The following is a 17476-nucleotide window of genomic DNA, read 5'->3' on the forward strand; positions in this document are numbered from 1 at the left end:
TGTTTTAAAATATACAAGGGTATTAGTCGATCATTGCTGCGCCAAAATAAGGAATGAGTGCAGTAGGAAGCTGGATACCATTTTCCTTTTGATGATTTTCCAATAAGCAGGCAACAATTCTCGGCAATGCCAATGAACTTCCATTGAGTGAATGTGCTAATTGCATTTTACCATTTTCATCTTTATACCTGCATTTCAAACGATTGGTTTGAAAACTTTCGAAGTTGCTAACACTGCTTACTTCCAGCCAACGTTCTTGTGCTGCACTGAATACTTCAAAATCATATGTTATTGCACTTGCAAAACCCATATCACCTCCACATAAACGAAGAATGCGATAGGGTAACTCCAGAGATTGCAATAGTTTTTCTACATGCAATACCATCTCATCCAATGCCGCATAACTTTTATCGGGCTGAACAATTTGTATGATCTCTACTTTTTCAAATTGATGCAGACGATTCAGTCCACGTACATCTTTTCCATAACTACCTGCTTCTCTTCTGAAACATGGAGAGTAGGCGGTCATCTTTACCGGAAACTGATCTTCTTTTAAGATCACATCGCGATAAACGTTTGTAACAGGCACTTCAGCGGTAGGAATCATATAAAAATCATCCTCCGGCATATAATACATCTGCCCTTCTTTATCCGGTAATTGACCAGTACCCATGGCAGATGCCGCATTCACCATAAAAGGAGGTAGATATTCTGTATATCCGGCAGCAGTATTGAAATCAAGAAAATATTGAATCAAAGACCTTTGCAGCTTCGCACCTTTTCCGATATAAACCGGAAATCCGCTACCAGTGATTTTGTTACCCAGCTCGAAATCGATCAGGTTGTATTTTTTTGTCAGGTCCCAGTGTGGTTGTGCTCCTGCCGGTAAAGATGGATGAATGCCACCCTCACGCACTACCACATTTTCTTCGGGTGTTCTTCCTTCAGGTACTTCTGCTGCAGGCAGATTGGGTAGTTGTAATAATGTATCCAGTAATGTTTGTTCTGTAACCGCCATTTTCTCTTTCAGCGGTTCCAGTCCACTTTTCAGCGTTGCCACTTCCGCTTTCATAGCTTCAGCCGCTTCTTTGTTTCCCTGTGCCATCAGTTTGCCGATTTCCTTAGAAGCAGCATTGATACTGGCTTGTGTAGTATCAAAATCTAATTGGATTCTTTTACGTTCATCATCCAATGAAATGATCGTATCTACCAGTTCAGGTTGTTTGAAATGCTTTTTGATCAATCTTTTCTTTACTTCCTCAGGATTCGCTCTCAAAACACTCACTTGTAACATAAGGGTCAATTTTGCGCAAAGATAAAGCCTTGCTGCTGATGAAGGATGGCTTTCAGCGTTTACCTTTGCATCATGCAATTTATAAGTGATGATCTGCAGCAGCGTTGGTGGGCACTGGAAGCCCAATTGGTAGAACGTTTTGGAAAAAAACCTGATCTGGAAGCGGTCCTTTTTCTTATCGGATTACAAGAGACCGGATTTATTCAGGAAAAAATTTCAAAAGAACAAAAACAAGACCTGATGCATGTGGCGGTGTGTACCGTTCTTGCGCAGAGTGGTTATTATGTCGTTGAAGGAAAGGATACTGAAGGATGGCCCCATTTCAGACAGGTAAAGGAGTTACCGGTGATGTCTTTGCCGGATCAGGAGAACTTCATTAAAGACCATGTTTTATTATATTTCCAACAATCCGAACTTCCCGAGGAATAAATTTTTCATGTTGAAGAATTAAGCAATATTTGCACGTTGTTAGACCATGGAGAATGGTCTATGGACAAAAAGCTAATAAAAAAACCACCATATGAATTTCCCAGCTGAATTACGTTACACTAAAGATCATGAATGGATCAAGTTAGAAGGTAATATTGCCACTATTGGTATTACAGATTTTGCTCAACATGAGTTGGGTGATATTGTATACGTTGATATCAATACCGTTGGTAAAAGTCTGGCTTCAGAAGAAGTTTTTGGTACAGTAGAAGCTGTAAAAACCGTGAGTGACCTCTTTTTACCTGTAGCAGGCACAATCAATGAAGTGAACAGCTTACTGGAAAAGCAGCCTGAACTGGTCAATTCTGATCCATACGGTGACGGCTGGATGGTTAAAATGACGGTAAATAATCCGGCAGATGTAGAAGCTTTGATGAATAGTGAAGCTTATGCAGCACTGGTAGGATAGCTTTTATACCTGCTAAATCCATCCGAACAATTTCCCCGTATATTGGTTACATAACCTTGTACTAAACACCAACCTGCTTTTGGAAGTAGCTAAAAAATACAGCGAGTCCGAATTGGTCCGTTTGCTTCAACAGCGGAGCCAGCATGTATTCAGCTATTTGTATGATAACTACTCAGGCGCCTTATTATCCATCATCTGCAACATTGTCAAGGATGAAGAACTTGCTAATGATGTACTCCAGGAGGTGTTTGTAAAGATCTGGCGTCAAATTGAAAGCTATGATAGTAGTAAGGGAAGATTATTCACCTGGATGCTGAACATTGCCCGTAATGCATCTATTGATACCGTTCGCAGTAAAAGTTATCAGAATAATCTTCAAAACCGTGAGTTATCAGAAGACGTATATGTATCAGCCGGTACAGCACAACTTCAAGTAGACCAGATTGGTTTACGCAAAGTGGTGCATCAGCTGAAAGAGGAACATCGTGTATTGATCGACCTGTCTTATTTTCAAGGTTTTACTCAAGATGAGATATCCAAAATGTTGGATATACCTTTGGGTACCGTGAAAACAAGGCTACGAACAGCATTAACACAATTAAGAGGAATTATTAAACCATAAATGGATATAAAGGCATACATAGAAAGCGGAATCATTGAAAGCTATGTGTTAGGCATGGCTGATGATCAGGAGCGTGCCGAACTTGAACAGTTAAGCCGTCAATACCCTGAGATCAGGGCTGCTATTGATGCGTTTGAATTGTCGCTCGAGCAAACTGCCATGGCCAATGCCATGAACCCCGCTGCACATGTAAAAGCCAATATCTTAGCTGAGATCGCTGATGAGTTTTCTGACAAGACAGCTCCTGCATCTACAGCCAAACTGGTTTCTATGTCTGCCCCCAGCACAGGTTGGTTACGTTATGTAGCTGCCGCTTCTGTGATTCTCTTGGTTGTTAGTGCAGCTACCAATGTTTATTTCTATCGCCAATTCCGTGATGCTTCTACTCAATATCAGGCATTACTCCTTGAAAAGACCAGTTTGCTGGCTCAAAACCAAGCTTTACAAGCGAAAGGACTGGATCTCTATCAGGGAATGCAGATCATGAGTGATCCTAGCTATACCAAAGTGTCTATGCCTGGAGTAAAAGCAGAAGAAAACAAGCTAGCCACCGTTTTCTGGGATAAGAAAAACAATGAAGTGTATTTGCTTACCAACCGTTTACCAAAAACCAGTACTGATACCCAATACCAGCTGTGGGCTATCGTAGACGGTAAACCTGTAGATGCGGGTATGGTAGATATTTGCAATGGTCTTTGCAAGATGAAGAACATCAGCAATGCCTCTGCCTTTGCCATCACATTGGAAAAACGTGGCGGCAGCCCTACACCTAATCTGGACCAATTACAGGTCTTTGGTGGGGTAAATGGATAATCTTCCCCCTTATTAACCTTATCACAACAGTTTCTTTGTCTGCGAAGTATATTTTTGTACTTCACTGCATAAAACAGTCCCTGTTTTGAAAATCATCCATTTTATTCCCGCCTTTCTATTCTTTATTATCAGTGTGATCCTGCTTTGCTTACCCGGTACAAAAAATTTTCCGGCAGCATGGTGGTTTCAGAAAATACCTCAATTTGATAAGCTGGTACATATTGGCCTCTTTGGTTTACTTAGTCTGTTATTTCATTGGCCGGCTATGAAAAGTAATTGGAATAATACGCGTAGAAAACTGTGGTTTTGGATGATCTCTTGTTTCTCCGTTGCCTATGGTACGATCATGGAGTTTGTACAAAGAGAACTGATTGTAAATCGATCTTTTGAAGAGGCTGATATTCTTGCAGATAGCGTAGGAGCTTTCTCAGCATTGGCTTTTTCTTTGACATTTTTCCTCCAAAAACAAACTTCGAAAAACTGATTGTATACGCATAGACAGAATACTTGGTGTATATACAAAAAATTGTCCCCTGTGGAAACAGGGGACGCAACCAAAACTAACTGCTTATGAGAAAATTGACTACTTACTTATATCTATATAAACGCAAATTCAGTGCCAAAAGATTTCAGGAATTTGTTAATCCTTTCTAAATAGATACTAATTCTTTTTGGACTGTTGCCTAGTGCAAAGTTCTATATAATAGACAGAAGAAAATGTCAATGGTTTAACAATGATTTGTTAAAGGATCAATGACAGGATACCGTATCAGCACTACGTTCGGAAAGAAATGGACTGAGGTAAGGAATATTTAGATTAAGTCCTCTGATAATCAATAAAATACCGGTTACCGCAACAACATATGGAACAGCTTTTTGCATATACCGGCGGGTTTGCCAATTTAATTTTACACCCCAAAATGCCAATCCGAGTAAAGCAGGCAATGTTCCGATTCCAAATGAAAACATAAAAGACGCCGCACCAACAATGGTTCCACTTGCCATGGCTCCTGTGAGTGCAATGTATACCATACCACAAGGCAGCAAACCATTTGCCGCACCCATCATGAGCATTCCTTCGGGTGTTTGCTTGTTGATAGCCCAAAACATGAGTTGAGTTACGCTTTTATTCAACCAGTTATTTCCATGTAGCTTGTTGAGAAAAAAACGTCCTGATAGCATCAATAGAATTATCACACCAAGGGTGATCGAAAATAACTGTTGAAAACCTGCTGCATAGATTCGCCAACCCAGTAACCCTGCTATTACACCCAACACAACATAAGTTCCGATTCTTCCCAATTGATACAGTAAAATACCGGTCACTTTTTTATCGCGAGGTAAATGATGAACAGGAACACTCATCACCAAAGGTCCGCACATGCCCACACAATGCAAGCTACTGGCAAGACCTAATAGTAAGGATGATATGAGTAATGCAGCACTCATTGTATATTCAGTTCAATATCTTGTTCAGTATAATAATGCTTGTCGGCAGCTCTCCAACTTAGCTTCAATAAATACTTATCGGCCTTGAGTTGCTTTTTAGAAATGAATTGTCGCCCTTCGGCGTCGGCACTTAATGGCAAACGAAGATCTTTAACTGCATCTGTTTTGCAATACAACCAGATATCGCCTTTTAAAGGTTGACCATACAATTCTTTGGGCATCTGCAGAATTAGATGCTCCTGGTCTGTTTGAACTCCTATCTGACTAATAGCAGCTGCATTGGCCTTCCCATCAATTTTATCCTGATATCGTAATTCATCTTGATAATAATCTTTACTCACCAATTCATAGCGTGTGTTCATGGCTTTATAGACAAGCACAAACATCAATCCTGCGAATGCCACGAATACGAGTATTAGTTTATTTCCCCAATTCATATGAGCTATTTTAAAATGATATATTTTTCGTCATAGTGCCATTCATTATGATCAATCCATCCAACTTTCACAAGATATCCTTTTGCTTGAAGCCAACTACGAGGTATAAGTTGTTGCCTATTCTTATCAAGGACTAGTTGTATGTGTTTATCCAAATCAGCATCATAAGAACAATAAAACAAGATCTCCCCAACAATATGTTCATCACTGTCATTTTTGGGTAATTCTATAACCACAAATGGATCAGCTTGTACAACTTTAAAGGAATGATCCTTCTGTGCATTTTCAATTGAAATCAATTGTTCTTTACACCTCTGATAATTTTCTATATCGATTTGTGCAATAAAATCAGTGTGCCCTCGATGATTGATTTTATTAATACTATAAATCAGAAAGGCGCAAAACACCAAAATGATTATTAGTAACGCTTTCCCCCAGTTCATTTTGTTTCGTTTTAAGGGTCATGAGACTCGGGGATATTGGATTATCATTCATTCTTTAGAGCGCGGGCCCTAAAAAATTCGTTTTTGTAGTTGCAATCTCTTTTCCATTCTCAAAAATTACCAGTCGAATTATTGTTTTCCTTTGTTTGATCTCTTCTTTAGGCAATACCACAAAGAAAGTTCCTGCTGCCTGTGCCTCTTTTGCCATCTTGATCACCGGATTTCCAGCCATTTGGATTCGTCCTTTTGTATCCACCAGTCGTATTCCGATATTCAAATCCTTCGCGGTTTTATTCACCATTCTGATATTGTATAAATTAGAGATACTGTCTGTTCCTCTTTCCTGATATAACATTCCAGCTGTTCTGATTACCGTTGCATCCACATCTTTTCTGGTGATCAGTATCACACTCAGTACTGCCAGTAATAAAAAACACAGACCTGTATACAGTTTCATTCTTGTTGTATAGCGAAGCGGCTCTCCTTTCGCAATACTGTTTTCAGATGCATAACGTATTAAACCTCTAGGCTTATCAATGCTGTCCATAATATGGTCGCACGCATCAATACAAGCAGTACAACCTACACATTCCATTTGCACTCCGTTGCGGATATCGATTCCTGTTGGACAAACTTTCACGCATTGATGACAATCGATACAATCGCCAAGATTCAGTTCGGCCTGTTTTTTAAAATTACCTCTAGGCTCTCCGCGTTTATAGTCATACGCTACGATCATGGAGTTCTTATCGAGCAATACACTTTGTAATCTTCCGTATGGACAAACTACCGTACAGGCCTGTTCTCTGAAGAAAGCATATACACCATAGAATACTCCACTAAACACGATGATTGAAGCAAATCCGGCTACATGCGCAGTTACGGGCTCTGTGATGATCTTTTCCAACTCTTTGATGCCAATAATGTATGACAGAAAAAAATTGGCGATAATGAAGGATAACAAGAAAAATAAAACATGCTTCAATCCTACTTTAAAGATCTTCTTACTTGTCCATGGGGCATTTTTCAGTTGCCGTTGTGCGGGTGCATCTCCTAATACCCAATACTCGACCCTTCTGAACATCATTTCCATGAAGTTGGTTTGTGGACAAGCCCAACCACAAAATAATCTACCAAATGCTGCAGTAAAAAGAACAATGAAGAAAACAAAAGTGACCATTGTTAAACCGAAGATGAAAAAATCCTGCGGCCAGAAAATTTTCCCAAACAAAATAAATTTTGCTTCCGGAATATTGAACTGGAACAAGGGTCTTCCATCGATCTCTACGAAGGGCAATCCAAAAAAGATCAGAAAATACAGTACACTTAATACTGTTCTGATGGTATAGAATTTCCCTTTGGGTTGATATGCATAGATCCACTTTCGCTTTCCTGTTTCATCAACCGTAGCAATACGATCTCTGAATGCTTCAGTTTCAACAACATTACTATGTTTTATCTCACTCATTCTACTTAGTTAAGTCCCGCTTTGATGACCGGTGCAGCTTTGGCAGTATCTTGAACCGGTTTCTCTTCATACAATTCGCCTTGAGGTTCTTTTGGTGTTCCTGGTTTTGTTCCTTTCAAAGACTTGATATAGCTCGCGATCTGTGCGATCTGTGCCGGAGAGTAATCATCTTTCCAACTTTTCATCCCTTTCTCAGGCCAGCCATATTTTATGGATTTAAAAATATCTGAGATACTACCCCCATGGATCCAATAATCATCTACCAAGTTCGGACCAACCGTACCACCGCCATCCGCTGCATGACAAGCAGCACAGGCTGTTACAAATACTTTTTTACCTGCTTCGAGCGATGTTGCATCTGTTAAAAAAGTAACAGTATTCTCATTCACATTATTGGCTGCTTTTTTAAGATAATTCTCTTTATCCAGCTCAGCTTTTTCCATCACAATGGCAAGTTCTTCCAAACTTGATGGGGCTGTATGTGTAACGTGGTAACGCCATAAATAAATAGCGGAAAAAATAATGCAGATATAAAATCCATAGAGCCACCATGGAGGCAATCTGTTATCCAGTTCACGAATACCATCATAATTGTGCCCCAGATCGATATTGGCTTCTTCTTGAACAGGTCTAAAGCTGTTTGCCTTTTCCCACCATTTTTTCCAGGCAGACTCCTTGATTACAATTTCAGATGCGGTTGCTGCAACCGGCTCTTTTGCCAGCAAGCTTTTCAGATGATACAATAACCAAAGCAATACCAACAATTCAACTCCTACTACAGAGATCAATGAATAAAATGCGGTAGGTGACAATCCGCCAATTGCTGAAGAAGTAGCTACTACAGCTTCTGCTGCAGGTTCTTCCGCTGCAAAAACACTATTGGCAGCAAATAACAATGCTATTACGCTCATTATTTTTGCCCCTGCATTGTTTTTTTGCTGATCACGAAATCGTTGCATCTTCATTTCGGCTGCCCCTAATACTACATGGGCCAATAAAGCAATGGCCAGTAAGAGTACTCCAATAATGACTACCAGTACCTGTGCCAATGGATTTGCCATAGCAGAAGGTTTGGGTGGGCCATCAGCCCAGGCGTTCATGGGAATTGCAGCGAATAAGACACCCATGAAAAGAAGACCTGAAATTTTCATCCATTGATTTTTACGCTGTTGCATTGCGGTCGGTTTTATATAGGTCAGAAGGTTAGTTTTCAAGTGGTAAATGACTGATCTCTTCAATCATTTTCTTATCTGCTTTCCATGCCCATAAGGTCATCAGCAGAAAGAATGTAAAAAAGATGGAAAAAGAACTGATCGCATAGATATCTACGCCAATGATCTTCTCTAAATAATTAATGAATTTCATGTGTGTTGATTTTATTGTTTTGCGGCCAGTGGTTTTTGTTCTCCTTTGATATCAGTACCTACTCTTTGCATATAAGCAATGAGTGCTACGATCTCTTTATGAGTACCTGTTTCAATCTTATCTGCTTTCAGGTTTTTTTGGATCTGCTCAGCTTGCTTTGTCAACTCAGCATTAGCGATCAGATCATATCCTTCCGGATATGGCACACCTAAAGTTTGCATGGCTCTGATGCGTGCACCTGTGGTAGCAGTATCGATCGCATCATCCAATAACCAGGGATAGGAAGGCATTACAGAACCCGGACTCATACTCTGAGGTTCGAGCATATGATTATAGTGCCAGCTGTCAGGATATTTTCCGCCAATACGAGCCAGATCCGGGCCGGTGCGTTTACTGCCCCATTGGAATGGATGATCATATACAAACTCACCCGCTTTACTGTATTCACCATAACGTGCTACTTCATCACGGAAAGGTCTGATCATTTGTGAGTGACAGGTATAACAACCCTCACGGATATAGATATCCCGACCATGTAACTCAAGTGGTGTATAAGGTTTCACCGCTGCGATCGTAGGCACATTGCTCTTCACCAAGAATGTAGGAACGATCTCAAGAATACCACCGATAGCAACTGCGATCAAGCTAAATACCAACATTTGAATAGGTCTTGCTTCGATCCAACGATGCCAATATTGCTTACCGTGGGTAACGATCTTAGCCGGCAATGGTGGAGCTTCAGCAGCTTCTTCAGATACAAGTTGTCCTGCTTTAACCGTCTTCACAATATTGTATACCATGATGAATACCCCTACCAGGTATAATAAGCCTCCAATACTCCTTGCTACATACAATGGAATGATATGTGTAACGGTTTCAAGAAACTGAAACTTCAAAGTACCATCTTCAGTGAACTGTTTCCACATCATGGCTTGTGTAAAACCAGCCCAATACATCGGAATGGCATAGAGAACGATACCAATAGTACCGATCCAAAAATGCGTGGTCGCCAGCTTGGTTGAATACAGTGGTGTATTGAATATTTTAGGAATGATCCAGTATAAAATACCGAAGGTTAAAAAGCCATTCCATCCTAAAGCACCAACGTGTACGTGAGCAATGGTCCAATCAGTGAAATGCGAAATAGCATTTACATTTTTTAAACTTAACATCGGACCTTCAAAAGTGGCCATACCATAACAAGTGATCGCCACCACCATAAATTTCAGAATAGGATCTTCGCGAACCTTATCCCATGCACCTCTTAGCGTGAACAATCCATTCAACATACCACCCCATGATGGAGCGATTAACATCACACTGAATACTACGCCCAAACTTTGTGCCCAATCAGGTAAGGCAGTATATAATAAGTGGTGCGGACCTGCCCAGATATAAATAAAGATCAGCGCCCAAAAGTGAATGATTGATAAACGATAGCTGTATACTGGTCGGTTAGCAGCTTTAGGTAAAAAGTAATACATGATACCCAGATATGGAGTGGTCAGGAAGAATGCCACCGCATTATGACCATACCACCATTGTACCAATGCATCCTGAACACCTGCATACCAGCTATAACTTTTCAGAAAGGTAACAGGGATCTCAAATGAATTTACAATATGCAACATGGCAACAGTTACCCATGTTGCGATATAAAACCAGATAGCTACATACAAATGGCTTTCTCTTCTTTTCAAAATGGTACCAAACATATTGATACCAAATACTACCCATATTAAAGTGATAGCAATATCAATTGGCCATTCCAGCTCTGCATATTCCTTACCGGTAGTATATCCTGCCAATAAAGTAACGGCTGCAGCCACAATGATCAATTGCCATCCCCAGAAATGTATCTTACTAAGTGTATCATTGAACATTCGTGCTTTACACAAACGTTGCAGTGAATAATACACTCCCATGAAAATACCATTACCTACAAAGGCAAAGATCACCGCATTGGTATGCAAAGGCCTTACCCTGCCAAACGTAGTAATGGGGAGACCGAAGTTCGCTGCTGGCAAATAGATCTGAACAGCTGCGAGTAATCCAACGATCATTCCAACTACACCCCATAGAATGGTAGCATAGGCAAAAAGCTTTACTGTTTTGTTGTCGTAGAAAAATTTTTCTGATTGCATGAATGTTGGTTTTTGAGAAGCAGTTAAACTTTTATGGTTTCGGTTTATCTTCAAAAAGCATTCTTACAGAAGGTGCATTTTCATCATCATATTGACCTGTCTTAACACTCCATATGAATGCTCCCAGAAATAAACCTGCTACACTGATGCTGGCAATTAATAAGAGGATGATCACACTCATAATGGTTCTGTAATGGATGTAAAAGTATTTTGAGCTACTCGGGCAGTCTATGATATTACTCAAGGGAACACATGATTTTAGTCATGTTTTTGTCAGCTCAGTTTTAATCGTCTCGCTGCCAGATTACTCAAGCCGAATGTTATGAGAAGGATACTGATACTACTACAAGGCATTAAAATTGCAGCGATCATCGGCGACAGCGTTCCCTGCACCGCAAAATAGAGTCCGACAATATTGTACACGATCGAAATAATGAATGCTGCCATTACGATTTTCCGATTCAGTTTACACAATCGGATCAGCTCAAATAATTTGGGTAAAGCAGAAGCTTCAATGATCGCATCACTGGCAGGTGTAAAATTGTTACTGTTATCTGTGATCGCAACACCCACATCAGCTTGTTTTAAAGCGCCTGAATCATTGAGTCCGTCACCGATCATTAAAACACGATGGCCATCTTGCTGCATCTGTTGTAAAACCTCGAGTTTATCTTCCGGTTGTTGATGGAAATGTAATGCGGCCAGTGGTCCCAATAACTTTCTGAGATACGGTAATTCTCCATCATTATCTCCGCTCACAATGGCCAATCTGAAATGTTGCTGCAACCGGCGTAATAACATAGGTACAGACTGACGATAATGATTCCGAAATCGAAACCTTCCCAATAATTGACCTTCAACAGCTACATATACAGTTGAAGCATCGTCCTGCTGTGGTTTTCCGGTGATGAACAATGCAGATCCCAAAGTGATCAGATCACCATCCACCATACCTTCTATTCCCTTTCCCGGTTTTTCTTCAAATGCCAGAAAAGGATTTGTCAACGGCGCGCCCGCCCAAGCTGCGATTCCTTTACTCAAAGGGTGAGTAGATTGTGCAGCGAGTGTTGCGATCTTTTGTTTCAGTGAAGCTGATAAAGGTTTTCCATCATAAACCACTTCCATTTCTGTACTTGCTGTAAGGGTACCCGTCTTATCAAAAACAATGGTATCAATGGATGCCATTTTTTCTATGACGGTAGCATGGCGCAGATAGAACTGATTGCGCGCCAATCTCCTTAAGATATTTCCATTCGTGAAAGTATTACTCAACAACAACGCACATGGACAAGCAATGATCAATACTGCTGTGATGGCATTCCAGCTTCTGCTGGTATCAAAAATGGTCCAATAAATACCAGCTATCAATGCAATGGCAAAAACAACCCAGGTAAACCAGCGACTCAGTCCATGTACAAATGAAGATTCTGTTTGAGAAGACTGATTGAATACATCTTTATTCCATAAGCGGGTCAAATAGCTTTGTGCTACTTCTTTGATCACTAGTATCTCAATATTTCCACCAACTTGTTTCCCGCCTGCATATACGATCTCACCCATTTCTTTTGCAACCGGCAATGATTCACCCGTTACAAAGCTATAATCGATCAATGCCCTGCCTCGAGTAATGATACCATCTGCAGGGATCAATTCCTGATGGTGGATCAATAATGTATCGTTGAGTTGAATATCTGGTAACGTAACCGTTGAGTTTCCTTCTTCTTTGATCCTGGTAACAGCTACCGGAAAATAAGAAGTGTAATCACGGTCAAAATTTAACTGACGATGGGTTCTGTCTTGTAACACGCGTCCTGCCAGCATAAAGAATACAATACCGGTCATGGAATCAAAATACCCGCTGCCTGTTGCTGTAAATACTTCATAGAGACTTCTTGCAAAAGTCACCCATATGGCCAATACGATCGGCGCATCAATGTTCAGGAATCTTTGCTTTAAAGCATTCCACGCACTTGTATAAAATTCACCTGCACTATAAAAGAAAACCGGTAAGCTTAGGAATAGATTGAGATAACGAAAAAAGATGAGCAGACTTTCTTCTTTATCATCAATACCAAGGTATTCGGGAAAGCTCATCAACATGATATTGGCAAAACAAAAGCCTGCTACCCCCAAACGAAATATCTTTTTACGATCAATGACCCTTTTCTTTTTGCCCATATCATTGTAGCTGATATAAGGCTCATAACCAATCCCGGTAAGCAGTTCCGCAACTTGACGAAGAGAGATCTTATCATGATCGAAAATGATATCTGCTTCTTTCCTTTCAAAATTCACTTTACAACTGATCACCCCTTCATGCAATCGGTGTAGTTGTTCCAACAACCACAAACAACTGCTGCAATGCATCTGTGGGAGATAAAACGTGATATGTGTTTGTCTGGCATCTTTAAAACTGATCAGTGACTGTTGTATGGATGTATCATCCAAAAACAAGAATTTATCTTTTCGAACAGTTATTTTTTGTGACTGACCCGGAGTTTTATTGAGATCATAGTAAGTACACATCCCATTCTGATTCAAGATATCGAATACCAATCGGCAGCCTTCACAGCAAAAATGTTTATCGTCGATTATGATATCCCGGTCTCTGCAAGGTTCCCCGCAGTGAAAACATGCAATATCAGTAGATGGGATGACAGGATCTTGCTTCATTCTTTTCCTGCTTTAACGATTCTGATCAATTGGGGATATAAAACACTTTGCTCAAACTGGATCCATCTGAATACATAGGTTTCCAGTAAAAACATTTCGTGTATACAATCTTTTAATTCTTTTGACCAATCAGGTCTAGCGATATACTGATTCATCAACTCACGCAGCTTTCGGAACAAAGCGATCAAAACCTGATGAGTAGAGATCATGGTCTCAATGACTTTAGGCTGTAAGTGTGCAGATGCTGTGTTCTGTTGATGAATACATGGAAATAAAATACCCGTTTCTTTACGGAAAGTGTGTATCAATTCATCTTCAATACGCTGAAATACCAATTGAACCAATTCTGTAACTGATTCCGGCAACTCCCGGATTGATGCATTGTTTTGCAGATAGGTATTAATGATGGTGCACGACTTTAAGACAGGGGCATGATAGTCTGCCGGTATCACAGAACAAACTTCCTGTGCTGAACTAAATCCTGAAAATAAAGGGTCGCGTGCCTGCAATAACATTACCGGTAATTTGAATGCAAGGTAGCGGCAGGTAAACAGGGTAACTATGATACTACTCAACCGTAAACATGATTTTTATCATGTTTCGGCCATTAATCTTGAAGATTAGCGGTTTGCAGGAGTAATGAAGGTTTGAGTATCTTGATCTTTTTACCATCCAGCTCAACCATCCCGTCTTTTTTAAAGTCAGAGAGTAAACGAATGGTAGATTCAGTAGCGGTGCCTACCAGATTGGCAATTTCTTCACGGGAAAGTCGCACATTGAGTGTGATACCATCTTCCTCAAAGCCATAGGTTTCTTTGATAAATAACAAAGTTTCCGCTAAGCGCTCTCTGATGGGTTTTTGTGCAAGATGCGTGAGCTTGACTTCAGCCTTATGCAACTCATCACTCAATAATTTCATCATCTCAAATGCTAGTCCCGTATCATTTTTTAGTACAGTTACGAACAGGTCTTTGGGAATGAAACAAACTTTTGTGTCTTCCAGTGCAACTGCAGATGCACCATAACGGTCTCCACTGAGTAAAGCTCTATAACCCAATACATCACCCGCTTTCAACAGACGAATGATTTGTTCTTTACCATCATCTCCCTGATGTGAGAGTTTTACTTTCCCATCATTGATACAGTATACACCAAAAGGATAAGAACCTTCATTGAATAAGACCTGTCCTTTTTTATAGCTATTACAGATCTTTTGTTCGTTGATAGCATTCACATATTCTTCCCTTGCTTTACAGAAAACAGAGTTGAATCTTTGAGAACAAGTTTGACATGTGTTATGATCGTACTGAACGTTCATTAGAAGGATTGAGATACAAAAATAAATTATAATTAATGTAACCTCTTTAAAAATCCTTTAATCTTATCAATTGATCAGCAATTGTTTAAATCTTACAGAGTCACCATTGAACACATTGCAATCTACTTTGTGTCTAATGCCATCAATGGTGGCATCTTCACTGTGCTGCCAGAAATGCCAGTCGCGCTGAACCCTTGGTTTATCCGGCTGAAAATAATGCGCCACCCATAAGGGATATTCTTTGAAAGGCTCACCTAAATACCTGTCATAAAAATCTGCATACGTATAAATAATAGGCTTAACCCTGTAATAAGCTTCTATCGTTTCCAAAAACTCTTTCACTCTTTGTCGCATCAACACCGGTTTAACACCATATAATTTTTCGATATCGACAACCGGAGGCAGATCTCCCTTTCTTAGCACTACTTGTTTGATGAATTGTAGCGCCTGTTGTTTCCCGCTTTTGGTAGCCAGGAAAAAATGATATGCACCTCTGATCATGCCTGCTTCTTTGGCTTTTTGCCAATTGGTATGAAAACGCTTATCTGTATCATTCAAACCCTCTGTTGCTTTCATAAATACAAAACCCATTTTCACTTCTCCCGACACTTTATTTTTTACAGAAGGCCAGTGAATAACCCCCTGATAACTACTCACGTCAATACCGTGTATCGAGTACCCCGGCGGCATTGTAATGCCAAAAGCATCATAGTGAACAGAAGCGATTGTGGCTGTTTGTCTTTCTTCCCATTTTTCCAGTAAGGCAAAATATAAGATCAGCAGAAACCCACTGCTCAATAAAATCAACCATAGACGTTACGATCTGCTGAGTTTTGTTCGTCTCTTTCGTGCCATAGAGTACAAAAATCGTTGAAAAGCTATTTGAATCATATTTATACCCATCAGAAGGTGACGAAAACCTCATACAAGCCTTGTTTTTCCTAATTTTACACTGATGGGCTATTTTAACTGGAACGACAGCGTTAATTTTTTGCGTAAGCTTACCTTAAGAAGGTTTTGGAATGCTTGTAAAGTATACAGCAGCTACCAGATCAGTCAGTTTACCAAAAAACCAATACAGTGGGGTTATCCAATTTCCATTTCCTTCGAACCTACAACTTCATGTAATCTTCGTTGTCCTGAATGTCCGAGCGGACTCCGTGCATTTACCAGACCTACCGGCATGCTACAAAAGGATTTTTTCAGGGAAACCATTGATGATATTCATAAAGATCTGCTCTATCTGATCTTTTATTTTCAGGGAGAACCTTACTTGAATCCTGATTTTCTGGATATGGTCAAGTATGCACATGATAAAGGCATCTACACTGCTACTTCTACCAATGCTCATTATCTGACCGATGAAAAAGCAAGAAAAACAGTTGAGAGCGGATTAGATCGTCTGATCATTTCCATTGATGGTACTACGCAGGATGTGTATCAGCAATACCGTGTAGGTGGTAAACTGGATAAAGTACTGGAAGGCGCTCGCAATATTGTGAAGTGGAAAAAAGAGTTGAAGAGTAAAACGCCCTTTATCTTCTTTCAATTCCTGGTAGTAAAGCCCAATGAACATCAGATCGAAGAAGTAAAAAAACTAGGTGCTGAAATAGGGGTTGATCAAGTACGTTTTAAGACCGCTCAGGTTTATGATTATGAAAACGATCCGCATCAACTGATCCCTACGAAGAATAAATACAGTCGATATAAAAAGGATAAAAATGGTGTAATGCAGGTGAAGAGTGGCCTCAATAACCGTTGCTGGAAACTCTGGCATGCCAATGTGATCACCTGGGATGGATTGGTAGTTCCTTGCTGTTTTGATAAAGATGCCATGCATCAATTAGGCAATCTGAAATCACAAAGTTTTAAAGATATCTGGCGAAACGATAACTATAAACAGTTTCGAAGTGAGTTAATGACCAGCAGGAAGAATATAGATATCTGCGCCAATTGCAGTGAAGGATTGAGTGTTTGGGAGGATTAAGGAGATGAAAACTCAACAGTGAAAGGTGACAGGAAACGTATTTCTTATGTTTTTCACTTTTCACCTCTTAGTTTTCACCTATTTTTACAGCTATGGGTATTGAGAAAGATATACAACAACAGCATTTCAGGAATGAATACCAGAAGGCTTCTGTGAATATCATTTATTCTGCCAACTGGTTGAATGAAAAGATCAAAACCATGCTTGATCCGGATGACATTACCCCGCAGCAATACAATATTCTTCGCATTTTAAGGGGAAGTCAACAACCACTCAGTACTTTACAGATACGTGCAAGAATGCTTGACAAAATGAGTGATACCAGCCGTATCGTTGAACGATTGCTCAAAAAAGGACTGGTTGAAAAAAAGGTTTGCTCTGCCGACAAACGATTGGTGGATGTCAGCATCTCTAAAAAAGGTTTGGCCCTTCTTGACAAGCTTGACAAGAAAAATGCCGAAATAGATCAACTGATGCAGAACTTATCAGAGGCAGAAGCAGTCACCCTCAATAAACTGCTTGATAAAGTGCGCGAGCTGGCTTCATAAATGTGAATTTCCTCATT

The 17476-nt window shown here is 40.0% G+C and carries 20 protein-coding genes; 7 read left to right on the plus strand and 13 right to left on the minus strand.

Features of this window, described 5'->3' with window-relative positions; translation table 11 throughout:
- Positions 1-22: 22 nt before the first annotated feature.
- Positions 23-1294 carry a serine--tRNA ligase gene (gene serS, locus ABXG83_RS08560; RefSeq protein ID WP_353548438.1) on the minus strand — a complete coding sequence of 424 codons (1272 nt, stop codon included), beginning with the start codon at positions 1292-1294 and terminating at the stop codon, positions 23-25.
- A gap of 72 nt (positions 1295-1366) precedes the next feature.
- On the opposite strand from serS, the gene ABXG83_RS08565 reads away from it, so the two are divergent.
- The 5 genes from ABXG83_RS08565 to ABXG83_RS08585 all read left to right on the plus strand — a co-directional run bounded on the left by ABXG83_RS08565 (position 1367) and on the right by ABXG83_RS08585 (position 4111).
- Positions 1367-1723 (plus strand): hypothetical protein, encoded by a 357-nt coding sequence (locus tag ABXG83_RS08565; RefSeq protein WP_353548439.1) that lies wholly within the window; start codon positions 1367-1369, stop codon positions 1721-1723.
- Between the two features lie 91 nt (positions 1724-1814).
- Complete coding sequence (gene gcvH / locus ABXG83_RS08570; RefSeq protein ID WP_353548440.1) at positions 1815-2192, plus strand: glycine cleavage system protein GcvH; 378 nt, start codon at positions 1815-1817, stop codon at positions 2190-2192.
- A gap of 79 nt (positions 2193-2271) precedes the next feature.
- Positions 2272-2814: a sigma-70 family RNA polymerase sigma factor gene (locus ABXG83_RS08575; protein ID WP_353548441.1), complete on the plus strand. Its 543-nt coding sequence runs from the start codon at positions 2272-2274 to the stop codon at positions 2812-2814.
- On the plus strand, positions 2815-3627 hold the full coding sequence (locus ABXG83_RS08580) for an anti-sigma factor (RefSeq protein WP_353548442.1): 813 nt from the start codon (positions 2815-2817) through the stop codon (positions 3625-3627).
- Between the two features lie 85 nt (positions 3628-3712).
- The gene (locus tag ABXG83_RS08585; RefSeq protein ID WP_353548443.1) at positions 3713-4111 is read left to right on the plus strand and encodes a VanZ family protein; all 399 of its coding nucleotides are present in this window, start codon (positions 3713-3715) and stop codon (positions 4109-4111) included.
- Positions 4112-4377: 266 nt separating this feature from the next.
- On the opposite strand, the gene ABXG83_RS08590 is transcribed toward ABXG83_RS08585, so the two are convergent.
- The 12 genes from ABXG83_RS08590 to ABXG83_RS08645 form a co-directional block, all read right to left on the minus strand.
- The gene (locus ABXG83_RS08590) at positions 4378-5076 is read right to left on the minus strand and encodes a sulfite exporter TauE/SafE family protein (protein WP_353548444.1); all 699 of its coding nucleotides are present in this window, start codon (positions 5074-5076) and stop codon (positions 4378-4380) included.
- Positions 5073-5513, minus strand: coding sequence for a FixH family protein (locus tag ABXG83_RS08595; RefSeq protein ID WP_353548445.1), 441 nt, complete (start codon positions 5511-5513; stop codon positions 5073-5075). The genes ABXG83_RS08590 and ABXG83_RS08595 overlap by 4 nt, the downstream gene beginning before the upstream one ends.
- Positions 5514-5518: 5 nt before the next feature.
- Positions 5519-5956, minus strand: coding sequence for a hypothetical protein (locus tag ABXG83_RS08600; protein ID WP_353548446.1), 438 nt, complete (start codon positions 5954-5956; stop codon positions 5519-5521).
- Positions 5957-6011: 55 nt separating this feature from the next.
- Entirely contained in the window at positions 6012-7424 is a 1413-nt protein-coding gene (gene ccoG / locus ABXG83_RS08605; RefSeq protein WP_353548447.1) for a cytochrome c oxidase accessory protein CcoG, read from the minus strand.
- 5 nt (positions 7425-7429) lie between these two features.
- A complete protein-coding gene (locus tag ABXG83_RS08610; protein ID WP_353548448.1) occupies positions 7430-8599 on the minus strand; it encodes a cbb3-type cytochrome c oxidase N-terminal domain-containing protein in 1170 nt (389 codons plus the stop codon).
- A 28-nt stretch (positions 8600-8627) separates the two neighbouring features.
- Positions 8628-8789: a CcoQ/FixQ family Cbb3-type cytochrome c oxidase assembly chaperone gene (locus ABXG83_RS08615; RefSeq protein ID WP_178888308.1), complete on the minus strand. Its 162-nt coding sequence runs from the start codon at positions 8787-8789 to the stop codon at positions 8628-8630.
- An 11-nt stretch (positions 8790-8800) separates the two neighbouring features.
- Positions 8801-10933, minus strand: a complete 2133-nt coding sequence (gene ccoN, locus ABXG83_RS08620) for a cytochrome-c oxidase, cbb3-type subunit I (protein WP_353548449.1) — start codon at positions 10931-10933, stop codon at positions 8801-8803.
- A gap of 31 nt (positions 10934-10964) precedes the next feature.
- Positions 10965-11114: a cbb3-type cytochrome oxidase assembly protein CcoS gene (gene ccoS, locus ABXG83_RS08625; protein ID WP_353548450.1), complete on the minus strand. Its 150-nt coding sequence runs from the start codon at positions 11112-11114 to the stop codon at positions 10965-10967.
- 92 nt (positions 11115-11206) lie between these two features.
- Complete coding sequence (locus ABXG83_RS08630; protein WP_353548451.1) at positions 11207-13606, minus strand: heavy metal translocating P-type ATPase metal-binding domain-containing protein; 2400 nt, start codon at positions 13604-13606, stop codon at positions 11207-11209.
- Complete coding sequence (locus ABXG83_RS08635; protein ID WP_353548452.1) at positions 13603-14121, minus strand: hemerythrin domain-containing protein; 519 nt, start codon at positions 14119-14121, stop codon at positions 13603-13605. The genes ABXG83_RS08630 and ABXG83_RS08635 overlap by 4 nt, the downstream gene beginning before the upstream one ends.
- A gap of 92 nt (positions 14122-14213) precedes the next feature.
- A complete protein-coding gene (locus tag ABXG83_RS08640) occupies positions 14214-14924 on the minus strand; it encodes a Crp/Fnr family transcriptional regulator (protein ID WP_353548453.1) in 711 nt (236 codons plus the stop codon).
- 66 nt (positions 14925-14990) lie between these two features.
- A complete protein-coding gene (locus tag ABXG83_RS08645) occupies positions 14991-15731 on the minus strand; it encodes a GH25 family lysozyme (protein WP_353548454.1) in 741 nt (246 codons plus the stop codon).
- A 148-nt stretch (positions 15732-15879) separates the two neighbouring features.
- Here ABXG83_RS08645 and ABXG83_RS08650 point away from each other — a divergent pair, with 148 nt between their 5' ends.
- Together ABXG83_RS08650 and ABXG83_RS08655 are read left to right on the plus strand one after the other, a co-directional pair.
- Positions 15880-16911, plus strand: coding sequence for a radical SAM/SPASM domain-containing protein (locus ABXG83_RS08650; RefSeq protein ID WP_353548455.1), 1032 nt, complete (start codon positions 15880-15882; stop codon positions 16909-16911).
- A 92-nt stretch (positions 16912-17003) separates the two neighbouring features.
- Entirely contained in the window at positions 17004-17459 is a 456-nt protein-coding gene (locus tag ABXG83_RS08655) for a MarR family transcriptional regulator (RefSeq protein WP_353548456.1), read from the plus strand.
- Positions 17460-17476: the final 17 nt, after the last annotated feature.

It is taken from the genome of Sediminibacterium sp. KACHI17, from assembly GCF_040362915.1.
Taxonomy (GTDB): Bacteria; Bacteroidota; Bacteroidia; order Chitinophagales; family Chitinophagaceae; genus Sediminibacterium.